The following is a 12,581-nucleotide window of genomic DNA, read 5'->3' on the forward strand; positions in this document are numbered from 1 at the left end:
CGGGTAGCACCGGCGGGCGCGCCGCGCGACCGGGGGCGAGCCTCCGGCTCCGGGGGGCCGCCCCGCCGATCCGCGGCGCGCGGGCCTTCGACCGTGGGCACGGGACGCGACCGGACACGCGCCGCCATCGCCCGGGACAGCGCGCCGCACCGCGCCGGCGTGGGCGCGATCGACGCCCCGCGCCGGGGGGCGTCCCTTTCGGCCGCGCGCGGCTGTACACTCCGCGCGATCGTAGGCATCCGCGCGGCCCGGGGAGGCCGCCCTGAACCGGGTCGGTTGATGACGCAGGACACGTTGCGCCTCGGCGCGTTCTTCTATGCCACCGGCCACCACGTGGCGGGCTGGCGCCACCCCTCCAGCGAGGCCGACGGCGGGCTCAACCTCGCGCGCTACGTCGGCTGGGCGCGGCGGGCCGAGGCCGCGAAGTTCGACCTGATCTTCCTGGAGGACGGTACCGGCATCCGCGACACCGGCCTGCGCTCCAGCGAGCGCACCGCCCGCTCGACCCATTTCGAGCCGGTGACGCTGCTCTCGGCGCTCGCGGCCGTCACCGAGCGGATCGGGCTCGTGGCGACCACCTCGACGAGCTTCAACGAGCCCTACAACGTCGCCCGCCGCTTCGCCTCGCTCGACCATCTCAGCGGCGGCCGGGCGGGCTGGAACCTCGTCACCTCGGCCACCGACGCGGAGGCCGCCAATTTCGGCGGCGCGCGGATCGCCGTCCACGCCGACCGCTACGAGCGGGCGGAGGAGTTCGTCGACGTGGTGCTGGGGCTGTGGAACACCTGGGACGACGGCGCGGTGATCATCGACCGTGCGAGCGGCCAGTTCTCCAAGCCCGACGGCTTCCGGCCGCTGAACCACGCGGGCAAGCACTTCGCGGTGCGCGGCCCGCTCAACCTGTCGCGCACGCCCCAGGGGCAGCCGGTGCTGGTTCAGGCCGGCTCGTCGGGTCCCGGAAAGGATCTGGCGGCGCGCACCGCCGAGATCGTGTTCACCGCCAACCAGACGCTCGACGAGGCGGTGGCGTTCTACGCCGACCTGAAGGGGCGCATGGCCGGGTTCGGCCGCGCGCCCGAAGACCTGAAGATCATGCCGGGGCTGTTCCCGGTGGTCGGGCGCAGCGAGGCCGAGGCGCGGGCCAAGTTCGAGGAGCTTCAGGCGCTGATCGACCCCGCGGTCGGCCTCGCGCTCCTGGAGCGGATGATCGGCGGCGTCGACCTGTCGAGCTACGACCCCGAGGGGCCGGTGCCGGAGCTGCCCGAGACCGAGGGCGGCAAGTCCCGCCAGCGACTGATGTTCGATCTCGCCCGCCGCGAGGGTCTGACGCTGCGCCAGCTCTACCTGCGCATCGCCGGCGCCCGCGGCCACGCGCAGATCGTCGGCACGCCCGCCCAGATCGTCGACGAGATGGAGGAGCGCTTCCGGGCCGGGGGCGCCGACGGCTTCAACATCATGCCGCCGACTCTGCCCGGCGGCCTCGACGACTTCATCGAGCTGGTGCTGCCGGAGCTGCGCCGGCGCGGCCTGTTCCGGGAGGACTACGCCGCGCGGACCCTGCGCGGGCATCTCGGCTCACGCCCGCCGGCCGGCTTCGGTCCCGCGCGATGAGCCGGGCCGGAACGCGCCGCCGCGACCCCGCGTTCGCTCTCTTCAAGGGTGCGGACATCACGGACGACGCCATGCGGATCTTCCTCGCGGCAGCCGCCATGCTCGCGCTCGCCGGGCCGGCCGCGGCCCAGAGCACGACCGTCACCGGCGTCCCGTCGATCGCCGGCCTGAGCGTGGCGCCGACCGGCCAGGGCGTCGCCGGCCTCGCCCCGGCCTCGGTCGAGCCGACGACCGCGCTCGTGAACCCCGGCGCCCTCAGCCTCGGCGGCTCGGCCGCGGCGGGGGCGAGCGCCTTCCCCACGATCTCGCGCCAGACCGGGGGCATCACCGACGCGGGCGGCCTGAGCTTCGGCGGCGGCGGATCCGGCGGCGGGCGCGTGTCGAGCCCAGCGGGCGCCGCGTCTGCCGGCTCGACGCCGGGCGGCGGCTCCGGCGCGACGGCGGCCGGCTCGTCAGCGGGCGGCCCCGCCTCGGGCGCGTCCGGCGCCGCCGGCACGGCAGGGTCCGGGACGTCCGGGACGCCGGGCGGGACCGGCGGCGCGGGCACGACCCTGACGACGGCCGCCACCGCCAACGCCGTGCAGGCCGCCGCCTCGGCGCGGTCGGCCGGGTTGTCCGGGTCCGGCGCGGGCATCGGGGGCGGCGGAGGTCTCGGCGTCTCGGGCGCCGGCGGCTCGGGCGCGGGCATCGCCTCCGGCTCCGGCGCCCGGAGCGTGGCGGTCGCGGGCGGCGGCTCCGGGGGATCGGGCGCCGGCATCGCCGCGGGCGCGGGCGCCGTGCCGGAGCAGGTAGCCGCCGGCATCGCCGCGACCGGGATCGCGGGGACGGGCGGCGGCGCGGTGGGCGGGGCCGGCATCGCCGGCGCGGCGAGCGCCACCACCGACGCGTGCAGCCGGGCGTTCGGCGGAACCTGCGCCGACGCGGGCTTCTACTGAGGGCGCCGGGCGGCAAGTCCCTGCGGCAAGTCCCTGCGACCGGCCCCGGCACGCGGGCGGCGCGGCGTCAGTCGCCCTTCTCGAGAGCGGTGACCGGGGTCCAGAAGCAGGGCCCGGACCCGGCTTTCGCGGTCATGCACGCGTAGCCGATGGTCCGGTTGCCGAGTTCGACCTCGTCCCCCGGCTTCCAGTACTTGCACTCGCCCGAGGCGAGGCTGCCGCGCAGGAGGCGCCCGTAGCCCTCCGCGTCGTCGGCCTGCACCATGGCGAGCAGCCGCTCGTTGACCGCCGCCGTGCGGCAGCCCAGGCGCTCGCGGGCGATCGTCTCGGCGCGGGCCGCGCCGGGCGATGCCGCCGCCAGGACGAGGGCGGCCAGGGCGGCCATCTTCACGAAGCGGGCGTTCGGGCGCATGGGATACCGTTCGTCGGGCTGGTGTCCTGGACGGCGCCCGCTTTCCACGCCGGGCCGGTCGGGTCAACGGCGCCCGGCGTCGCCCCAGGGCTCCGAACTCGGGTTCCAGCCAGCGCGTCGAGGAGCAGGGTCGCCGCGAGCAGGTCGGCGCTGCCGCCGGGGCTGAGCCGGGCGGCGACGAAGGCGCGGTGGAGCGCCTCCGCGCGGCCGCGCCAGTCGGGCGCCCCGACCCCGCCCGCGTCCAGGAACGCCGCCGCGGCGGCGCGGGCGGCGCGCAGCCCCTCGGGGCCGCCGCGATGCAGCAGGTTGGTGTCGTCGAGCACCGCCATCAGCGCGAACAGGCATTGCACCCGCGCGGCCTCCGGATCGGCGGGCGCCAGGGCACGGCCGCTGCGCAGGGCGGGCAGGCCGACCGCCCGCACGGTGGGAAAGCCGGCGGCCGCCTCGGCGGCGGCCCCGCCGACGCCGTAGCGCCGCGCCGCCCGGCCGCCGTGGCTCGCGGGCGAGACCGGCGCGCGGGCGATCACCGCGCCCCAGCGGCGTCCGACCGCCTCCGCCCGCGCCTCCGCCGACGCGTCCGTGCCGCCGGAGGCCCCCTCCCCCGCACAGATCAGGCCGAGGGAGAAGATCGCGCCGCGATGAGCGTTGACCCCGCCGGTCGCGGCGAGCATCGCGGCCTCCGCCCGCAGCCCGATCGCCCGCAGCTCGGCCATCCCGGCGCCGGCCGCCCCGGCGCGCGCGAGGTCGGCGAAGTGCGGGCGGAGGGCGGCGGCGCTGCGGCGCAGGCTGTCGGCGTCCATGTCGTCGTGGCTGCCCGCGTCGACCGGGCTGACGAGACCCGGCTTCGGCCAGGTCTCCAGCTCGTCGATCAGCGCGCGGTGGGCGAGGGCCGCCGCGCGGGCGGGCAGCGCGGGGCTGCCTCCGGGAAGGCCGGCTTCGGCGCCGCCGCCCGGCCGGCCGGGCGAGGAGCGTTCAGGGACACATGGTTCAGGGACACATGGCTCAAGCTTGCTGTCGGGGCAGATGCGCGTCACGTTCATGCCATCCTTGGCATCCATCCCCCGCGCCCGTCCGTCCGGTCCGCCGGGCGGCCCCGGAAACCGATAGGTAACCCATGACTCAGACCAAAGCGGCCGTCCTGGCCCTCGGTCTCTGCCTCGTCCCGGCCGCGGCCTTCGCCGAGCAGTCCCCGGCGCGCGAGGCGCTGAAGCGCTACTGCACCGCCGACTACATGGACCATTGCAGCGCCTACCCGCCGGGCGGCCCCGAGGTGGAAGCCTGTTTCCGCGCCAATCTCAAGAAGCTCTCGCCCAACTGCGCCGGGGCGATCAACGCCTACAAGCAGGAGCAGCGGGCGACCCGGCGGATGAGCGAGGTGCGCTGAGGCCGGGGCCGTCGTTCCGGCGCGCGTCCGCTCAGCGCCGCAGGGCGGCGATCCAGGCGGTGACCGGATCCCAGACGTAGGCGGCGACCGAGGCCGCCCAGGCCCGCGCCTGGGCCGAGAACGGCCGGTCTCCCTCCGCGCGCGCCGCCATGATCGCGGCCACGTAGGCGTCCTCGTGCCCGCGGCACTCGTCGAGGGCGTTGCGCTCGCTGCCGGCCCGGCTCTGATGCGGCGGCTGGTGGGCGTAGGACTCGCGCAGGCAGGCGTGCCACGCCGTCTCCAGGCCGGTCAGGTTGGTCGGCGCGGCGGCGGCCGGACCGGCCAGGACCATCAGGAGACAGAGCGTCGGTGTCCGCATGGGCGATTCATCGCCGATTCGGGTTACTGCCGCGTGTCCGGGGACGCCGAGCCGATCGGGTCTCTAAGCAGGTTCGCGTCGGCGTGCCACACGGTCCACGACGCGGCGAGCCGAGGGGCGTTTCCGACCCTGTCCCTCATCCTGAGGTGCCCGCGTCAGCGGGCCTCGAAGGAGACCTCCAGGGATCGCGCGGCTGGCTGGAGGGCTCCTTCGAGGCCCCTTGCCGAGGCAAGGGGCACCTCAGGATGAGGGGGTTGGTGGGATCGGCCGGCGCAAACGCCGAACTGTCGTGTACCGTGGGCACGCCAACGTTTCACCCGCTTAGATCCTTGAGGGATCGCAGGTTTTCGACGCCGAACCGGCGACCACTTCGGCGAAACCTGCTTGTCGAAGGGTTCGCCGCGGCCGGCCCTCGTCCTCGCGCGCGGCGGCGAAGCGTTCCGGCGGCGCCGCCCCCGGACACGAGAAAGCCCGCCGACGCGAGCCGACGGGCTTGATGCAGGGTCCACACGCGTCGATCCGACGGGAGATGTGCCGATCCCGGTGGCCTCGGCCTCGGAAGATCTCGACCGTCCGTCGCCCGGCGGGTCACTACCCCTGCGGGTGGTGGTTGGGCGGCGTGTCCCCGTCCCCGTCGGCGGCACGTGTCGATCGGAAGCTACGGCCCTGACGCTGCATGGCGGCCCTCCTTCTCTCCGGCCGGCGCCCGTCCCCGGGCGTCGATGGGAGGAGGCTAGGACCGTCCCGCGGCGCTGGCAAGGGCCTTGTTTCGACCCGCCGGTCAGCCGCGCCCGGCCTCGGCCAGCCTCACCAAGGTGTGAAGCAGCCGGTTGACCGGGGTCGGGATCCCGTGCGCCGCGCCCCGGCGCACGACGTAGCCGTTGAGATGGTCGATCTCGCTGCGCCGGCCGCGGCCGAGATCCTGGGCGGTGGAGGAGCGCTGGTCGGGCATGGCGGCGCCGATGCCGTACACCGTCTCCAGGATGTCGCCGGGGACGGCGACGCCGTCGGCCCGGGCCACGGCGACGCACTCGGCGACCGCGTCGGCCATCGCCTCGCGCACCCCCGCCCCGTCGAGCAGCCGGCCGTAGGAGAACTGGGTGAGCGCCGAGAGCGCGTTCCAGGCGCAGTTGACCACGAGCTTGCCCCACAGCGCCTCCATGGCGCGCTCGGAGACGGCCGCGTCCACCCCCGCCGCCGCGAGGATCGCGGCCGCGCGCGCCCCGGGCTCCCCGGCCCCGAGGATCAGGTCGCCGCGGCCGTGGTGGCGGACATGGGCCGGCCCGGCCATCTCCACGGCGACGTAGACCGCCACCGGGACCACCGGCCGGCCGATCACCGCCCCGAGGCGCGCGGCGTTGTCGACGCCGTTCTGGAGGCTGAGCACGGCGGCCCCCGGGGCGAGGTGCGGGGCGATGGCGCGGCCCGCCGCCTCCGTGTCGGTGGACTTCACGCAGACCAGCACGAGGTCGGCCCCGGCGACGCCCGCCGCCTCGGCGGTGGCCGTCACCGGCACCGCGGCGCGGCCTCCGCCCGTCTCCAGGACGAGACCGTCCGCGGCCGCCTCCACCAGGGCCGGCCGGCCGATCAGGGTCACGGGGTGCCCGGCCCGGGCGAGCCGGAAGCCGTAGTAGCAGCCGACCGCGCCGGCCCCCATCACGGCGACGCGGCGAGTCTCGGGCTGGGGAGTCTCGTGTCGAGAAGCGTCGGTCATGGCTGTGCGGCGGCCGCCTGTGCGGGGTGGAACGGGGCGGCGCCCGCGGCGCGGACATGCGCCAGCAGGGCCTGGACGGGGTGGCGCAGGCGCACGCCGTCGACGAGCTTGACCTGGCTGCGGCAGGAATAGCCGTCGGCCAGCAGCGCCCCGTCGCCCGCCCCCGCCACGTGCCGCGCCCAGCTCTGGCCATAGATGACCTCGGACGTGGCGCGGTGCGCCGCCTCGTGGCCGTAGGTGCCGGCCATGCCGCAGCAGCCCGAGGCCGGCACGTCGAGCCGCAGCCCGAGATGGGCGAACAGCGCCTGCCAGTCCTTGACCGCCCCCGGCGCGTTGGTGCGCTCGGTGCAGTGGGGCAGGAGCCGGAAGCGACGGCCGCCCTGCCGCGGCGCGATCGCGTCGAGGTTTCCCGAGAGCCATTCCTGCACGAGCTGCACCCGCGGCACCGCCGCCGCCGTCAGCGCGCCCGCGTAGTCCGAGCGGTAGGTCAGCGTCATCGACGGGTCGAGGCCGACGAGCGGCACGCCGGTGTCGGCGAGCGCCCGCAGGCCCGCGGCGTTCGCCCCCGCGACACGATTGAACCGGGCGAGGAAGCCGTGGACGTGCAGCGGCTTGCCGTTCGGCCGGTAGGGGGCGAGCCAGGGCCGGAAGCCGAGCTCCACCAGCAGCGCGCACAGGTCGGCGACCAGCTCGGCCTCGAAATGCGTGGTGAAGGCGTCCTGCACCACCACCACGGATCTCTTTCGGGCCGCCGGGTCGAGGGCGCGCAACGCCTCCGGCGTGGCCGCGGCGACGCCGAGCCGGCGGAGGGCCCCCGCGAGATCGAAGGTCGAGAGCGCCGGGATCTCGACCAGCCCGAGCCGGGCGAGCAGCGCCCGCGCGGCGGGGTTGGCGAGCAGCGCGTTGCCGAGGCGCGGGGCGCGGGCGGCGAGCGGCAGCAGCGGCTCCAGCGCGGCGACCGCGTGATCCTTCCAGGGGCGCGGATAGCGCTGGTGGTAGAGCGCCAGGAACTTGGCGCGGAAGCTCGGCACGTCGACCTTGATCGGGCAGGAGCCCGTGCAGGACTTGCAGGCGAGGCAGCCGTCCATCGCCTCCTTGACTGCGTGGGAGAAGTCTTGGACCCCGTGGGAGACATCCTGCCGGTCGCGCGGGGCCGGCCGCAGGCTCAGGGCCACGTCGCGCAGCCAGCTCGCCCGCTGCCGCCTCAGGTCCGCGGCCGGGTCGACGCCGCTGGCCGCGGCGAGCCGCAGCCACTCGCGCAGCAGCGAGGCGCGGCCCTTCGGCGAGTGCCGCCGCTCCCGGGTCGCCTTCCAGGACGGGCACATCGCCTCGTCCGGGTCGTAGGTGTAGCAGGCGCCGTTGCCGTTGCAGTGCAGCGCCTCGTCGAAGGCCGCGCGGGTCGATGCCGGGATGGCGCGGTCCGCCTGCCCCTTGGTCGGCACGCCGTCGACCGACATGAGCCGGCCGTCCTCGGGCGCAGCGATCTTGCCCGGATTGAGCCGGTCGCTCGGGTCGAAGGCGGCCTTGATCGCCTGGAGCGCGGGGTAGAGCGGCCCGAACACCGCCGGCACGAATTCCGAGCGCACGCCCTTGCCGTGCTCGCCCCAGAGCAGGCCGCCGTACTTCTGCGTCAGCGCCACCACCTCCTCGGTGACCGCGCGGACCGTCGCCTCGGCGCCCGGGGCCTTCATGTCGAGGGCGGGCCGCACGTGCAGCACGCCGGCATCGACGTGGCCGAACATGCCGTAGACGAGGCCCCGCCGGTCGAGCGCCGCGCGGAACTCGGCGATGTAGTCGGCGAGGTGCTCCGGCGGGACGGCGGTGTCCTCGACGAAGGCGATCGGCCGGGCGTCGCCCTTCATGTTGCCGAGCAGCCCCACCGCCTTCTTGCGCATGCCCCAGATGCGGGTGACCGCGTCGACCGCCTCCGGGGGCGCGAGCCGCACGCCGTCGCCCTCTGCCTCGTCGCCGTCCTCGGCGAGCCGCTGGCTTCCCTGCGCGCCCGCGCCGAACGCGCGGGCGGCCTCGCCGCCCGGCGTCATTGGATCGGCCGCCGCCTCGCGGGCGACGGTGTAGCCGCGCCGGCCGCCGCTGCGGCCCTCGCGGTCGAGCAGGCTGGTCACCGCTGCGAGCCGGGCTTCGAGGTTGGCGGGCGTCTCGGCCAGCACCTCGACGAGGTTGACGCCCGCGGCCGGCCCTTCCGCGTCGTCGGGGAAGTAGGCGCTGACCTCGTGCCAGACGCCGTCGCCGCGGGCGAGCTCCAGGACGCGCGAGTCGACGGTCTCGATCGAGGCGGGCTCGACCGCCACCAGCGCCCGGGCGTCGCGGAGCGCCGCGTCGAAGCTGTCGTAGCGGATGTTGACCAGCGCGGCGTGGGCCGGGATCGGCAGGACGTTGAGCCTCGCCTCGGCGATCAGCGCCAGCGTGCCCTCCGAGCCGCAGACCACGCTCTTCAGGTCGAACCGGCCGGAGGCATCGCGCAGGTGGGCCAAGTCGTAGCCGGTGAGACACCGGTTGAGCTTGGGGAAGCGCTCGGCGATCAGCGCCGCGTTCTCGGTGACGACCGCGTCCACCGCCCGGTGGATCGCGCCCACCCGGTCCGGCCGCGCCTTGGCCGCGGCCAGTTCCGCCTCATCGAGGGGCGCCATCTCCCAGACCGTGCCGTCCGCGAGCACGCAGGTCAGCGCCAGCACGTGGTCGCGGGTCTTGCCGTACAGGCACGAGCCCTGGCCACAGGCGTCGGTGGAGATCATGCCCCCGATCGTCGCCCGATTCGAGGTCGACAGCTCGGGGGCGAAGAACAGGCCGTGCTTGGCCAGTTCGCGGTTGAGCTGGTCCTTGACCACGCCGGGCTCGACGCGGGCGGTCCGGTTTGCGACGTCGATCTCCAGCACGCGGTTCATGTGCCGCGAGCAATCGACCACGAGACCGCGGCCGAGCGACTGGCCGTTGGTGCCGGTGCCGCCGCCGCGGGGGCGCAGGGTGACTTCGGCGAAGCGCGGGTCGTCGAGCAGGCGGGCGATCCGCACGAGGTCGTCGCGGGTCTTCGGGAAGGCCACCGCCTCGGGCTCGACCTGGTAGATCGAGTTGTCGGTCGAGAACACCGTCCGGTCGGCGGGGGTCAGCGACAGGTCGCCCGCGAAACCGCGCGCGGTCAGTTCCGCGCAGAAGGCGGCGTAGAGCGGCACGGCCTCGGAGGTGCGGGTCAGGACCGGGATCATCCCGGCGTTCTACACCCGGCGCCGCACTGGGGACCACCGGCCGCGCCGCCGCGCCCGGCACGGGCCTTGCCAAGTCCGCCCGTATGCAACGGAACCCACGGACGGCGATGAACGCGAGCGTCGAGCGGGTCAGGGACGCCCTGGCCGAACTGATCAAGGCGGCCCTGCTGTCCGACGACCGCGCGAGCCTCGCCTGCCGCGACGCCGGCCGGGAAAAGCTGGCCGACCTGTCGGGGGATCCGCCGGCGCCGGACTCGGTCCGGGTCGACGGCGCCTGGACCCTGGCGATCCGGGAGGCCGAGACCCCGGAGCTGGCCGCTGAAGCGGGGCAGGTCAACCTCACCCTGCCCCGCGCCTGCCCGTTCACGCTTGCCGAACTCCTGGCGCCCGGCCTCGACGTGGACCGCGCGGTGGAGCGCATCCGCAAGTCGGCCTCGACGGGCTGACCGCGCCGCGCGGCCCGCGGGGCGATCGGGATCGTCCAGGGGGTGATGGGCAGAGGGGGGAAACGCCTGTTGAGCGGCGCGGTTACGGCGTTGCCGCGGGCGGGAGCCGCCCCCATCTTGCACGGATACGGGTCCGCATCCGCGGCCCGACGGACGAATACGGCACGCTCTCTTTTGGCCCGACGCATCAGCGCCAAGCCGGCGCCCGCCCTCCCCCCGCCCCTTCCCACCCGCGAGCAGGTTCTCGCCTTCGTCTCGGAGGCGAAGGAGCGGGTCGGCAAGCGCGAGATCGCCAAGGCGTTCGGCATCAAGGGCGCCGCCAAGATCGAGCTGAAGCAGTTGCTCAAGGCGATCGAGGAGGAGGGCGCGCTGGAGCGCGGCCGCGGCGGGCTCGCGTCCTCCGGCCGGCTGCCGCCGGTGGTGCTCGCCGACATCCGCTCCCGCGACCGCCACGGCGACTTTTTGGCTTTTCCCGTCGAGTGGAACGGTGAGGGCAAGCCACCGGCGATCGTGCTGCAGCCGCCGCGGGGCTCGCGCAAGGCCGCCCGCCCGGCGCCGGGCATCGGCGACCGGGCGCTGGTTCGGGTCGAGCGCGATGGCGAGGGCTATACCGGCTGCGTCATCAAGGTGATCGGCAAGAACCGGGCGGAGATCATCGGCGTCTACCGGGCCGGCGCGCAGGGCGGCCGGATCGTGCCGGTGGAGAAGCGCGCGCAGGGCCGCGAGATCCTGATCCCGCCGGGCGAGGAGGGGGAGGCCCGCGACGGCGACCTCGTCAGCGTCAGCCTGGAGCGCGAGACCCGCTTCGGCCTGCCCCGCGGCCGGGTGCGCGAGCGCCTGGGGAGCCTGGGCTCCGAGAAGGCGGTGAGCCTGATCGCGCTGCACCTCCACAACATCCCGCACGTCTTCTCCGAGGCGACGCTCGCCGAGGCCGACGCGGTCGAGCCCGCGACGCTGAAGGGCCGCGAGGACTGGCGGGACCGCCCGCTCCTCACCATCGACCCGCCGGACGCCAAGGACCACGACGACGCGGTGATGGCCGAGGCCGATCCCGACCCGAAGAACCCGGGAGGCTTCGTCGTCACCGTCGCCATCGCCGATGTGTCGGCCTATGTCCGCCCCGGCTCCAATCTCGACCGCGAGGCGCTGGAGCGCGGCAACTCGGTCTACTTCCCCGACCGGGTGGTGCCGATGCTGCCCGAGCGCATCTCCAACGACCTGTGCTCCCTGCGCGAGGGCGAGGACCGCCCGGCCATCGCCGTGCGCATGACGGTCGCCGCCGACGGGGTGAAGCGCGGCCACAGCGTCCACCGGGTGATGATGCGCTCCCGCGCCAAGCTGTCCTACAGCCAAGCACAGGCCGCGATCGACGGCCGGCCGGACGACGCGACCGGCCCGCTCCTCGAGCCGGCGCTCCGCCCGCTCTGGGCGGCCTACGCCGCCCTGAAGACCGCCCGCGACCGGCGCGGGCCGCTCGCCCTCGACCTGCCCGAGCGCAAGGTGCTGCTGACGCCCGACGGTCAGGTCGACCGGGTGATCGTGCCGGAGCGCCTCGACGCGCACCGGCTGATCGAGGAGTTCATGATCCAGGCCAACGTCGCCGCGGCCGAGACCCTGGAGGCGGCGCGCCACGTGCTGATCTACCGCGTCCACGACGAGCCGGCGCTGGAGAAGATGCGGGTTCTCGGCGAGGTGCTGGCCTCGGTGGGCGTCAAGCTGCCGAAGGAGGGGGCGCTTCGCCCCGACCTGTTCAACCGCATCCTGCGCGCGGTGGAGGGCACCGAGCACGCGACCTTCATCAACGAGGTGGTGCTGCGCTCGCAGGCCCAGGCCGTCTACGCGGCGGAGAACCTCGGGCATTTCGGGCTGAACCTGCGCCGCTACGCCCACTTCACCTCGCCGATCCGCCGCTACGCCGACCTGATCGTCCACCGGGCGCTGGTGACCGCCTGCCGGCTCGGGCCGGGCGGCCTGCCCGACACCTCGGTGGGGGAGCTCGCGCAGATCGGCGAGACCATCTCGGCGGCCGAGCGCCGGGCGATGGCGGCCGAGCGCGAGACGATCGACAGGCTGATCGCCGCCCACCTCGCCGACCGGATCGGGGCGACCTTCGCGGGCCAGATCGCCGGGGTGACCCGCGCCGGCCTGTTCATCAAGCTCGCCGAGACCGGCGCCGACGGCTTCGTGCCGGTCTCGCAGCTCGGCGCCGACTATTTCCGCCACGAGGAGGGCCGCCACGCCCTGGTCGGCGAGCGCACCGGCGAGACCTTCCGCCTCGGCGACCCGGTGGAGGTGCGCCTCGTCGAGGCGGCGCCGGTCGCCGGCGCGCTGCGCTTCGAGCTCCTGAGCGAGGGGCGCACCCGGGCCGGGGCGCGGCCCGGCAAGGCGCCCGGCAAGAAGCCCGGCGGGCAACCGTTCAAGGCCGCGGCACCGGGCCGCCCCCCCGGCATCCGCAACACCGGCACGCGCCACCGCGGCTCCCGCCGCTGACGCGGGTGGT

Annotated in this window: 10 protein-coding genes; 5 read left to right on the top strand and 5 right to left on the bottom strand. The window is 75.3% G+C overall.

The window, feature by feature from the left end:
* Nucleotides 1-279 precede the first annotated feature (279 nt).
* Complete coding sequence (locus Q8W71_RS01830) at nt 280-1,611, top strand: LLM class flavin-dependent oxidoreductase (RefSeq protein ID WP_305523609.1); 1,332 nt, start codon at nt 280-282, stop codon at nt 1,609-1,611.
* 71 nt (nt 1,612-1,682) lie between these two features.
* The gene (locus tag Q8W71_RS01835; protein WP_305523610.1) at nt 1,683-2,546 is read left to right on the top strand and encodes a hypothetical protein; all 864 of its coding nucleotides are present in this window, start codon (nt 1,683-1,685) and stop codon (nt 2,544-2,546) included.
* 67 nt (nt 2,547-2,613) lie between these two features.
* On the opposite strand, the gene Q8W71_RS01840 is transcribed toward Q8W71_RS01835, so the two are convergent.
* Nucleotides 2,614-2,958 (bottom strand): hypothetical protein, encoded by a 345-nt coding sequence (locus Q8W71_RS01840; protein WP_305523611.1) that lies wholly within the window; start codon nt 2,956-2,958, stop codon nt 2,614-2,616.
* On the bottom strand, nt 2,934-4,016 hold the full coding sequence (gene mdcB / locus Q8W71_RS01845; protein ID WP_305523612.1) for a triphosphoribosyl-dephospho-CoA synthase MdcB: 1,083 nt from the start codon (nt 4,014-4,016) through the stop codon (nt 2,934-2,936). The genes Q8W71_RS01840 and mdcB overlap by 25 nt, the downstream gene beginning before the upstream one ends.
* A 56-nt stretch (nt 4,017-4,072) precedes the next feature.
* Between mdcB and Q8W71_RS01850 the strand changes: the two genes are divergently transcribed.
* Nucleotides 4,073-4,342 (top strand): hypothetical protein, encoded by a 270-nt coding sequence (locus tag Q8W71_RS01850; RefSeq protein WP_305523613.1) that lies wholly within the window; start codon nt 4,073-4,075, stop codon nt 4,340-4,342.
* A gap of 31 nt (nt 4,343-4,373) precedes the next feature.
* Here the strand turns inward: Q8W71_RS01850 and Q8W71_RS01855 are convergent, their stop codons facing one another.
* The 3 genes from Q8W71_RS01855 to Q8W71_RS01865 all read right to left on the bottom strand — a co-directional run bounded on the left by Q8W71_RS01855 (nt 4,374) and on the right by Q8W71_RS01865 (nt 9,635).
* Nucleotides 4,374-4,700 carry a hypothetical protein gene (locus Q8W71_RS01855; RefSeq protein WP_305523614.1) on the bottom strand — a complete coding sequence of 109 codons (327 nt, stop codon included), beginning with the start codon at nt 4,698-4,700 and terminating at the stop codon, nt 4,374-4,376.
* Nucleotides 4,701-5,481: 781 nt separating this feature from the next.
* Nucleotides 5,482-6,357 carry a ketopantoate reductase family protein gene (locus Q8W71_RS01860; RefSeq protein ID WP_305523844.1) on the bottom strand — a complete coding sequence of 292 codons (876 nt, stop codon included), beginning with the start codon at nt 6,355-6,357 and terminating at the stop codon, nt 5,482-5,484.
* A gap of 53 nt (nt 6,358-6,410) precedes the next feature.
* Nucleotides 6,411-9,635 (bottom strand): FAD-binding and (Fe-S)-binding domain-containing protein, encoded by a 3,225-nt coding sequence (locus Q8W71_RS01865; RefSeq protein WP_305523615.1) that lies wholly within the window; start codon nt 9,633-9,635, stop codon nt 6,411-6,413.
* A gap of 107 nt (nt 9,636-9,742) precedes the next feature.
* On the opposite strand from Q8W71_RS01865, the gene Q8W71_RS01870 reads away from it, so the two are divergent.
* Together Q8W71_RS01870 and rnr are read left to right on the top strand one after the other, a co-directional pair.
* The gene (locus Q8W71_RS01870) at nt 9,743-10,081 is read left to right on the top strand and encodes a hypothetical protein (RefSeq protein WP_305523616.1); all 339 of its coding nucleotides are present in this window, start codon (nt 9,743-9,745) and stop codon (nt 10,079-10,081) included.
* Between the two features lie 174 nt (nt 10,082-10,255).
* Nucleotides 10,256-12,571: a ribonuclease R gene (rnr, locus tag Q8W71_RS01875; protein ID WP_305523617.1), complete on the top strand. Its 2,316-nt coding sequence runs from the start codon at nt 10,256-10,258 to the stop codon at nt 12,569-12,571.
* The last annotated feature ends 10 nt before the right edge of the window (nt 12,572-12,581 follow it).

This window comes from Methylobacterium amylolyticum, assembly GCF_030700245.1.
Classification (GTDB): domain Bacteria; phylum Pseudomonadota; class Alphaproteobacteria; order Rhizobiales; family Beijerinckiaceae; genus Methylobacterium.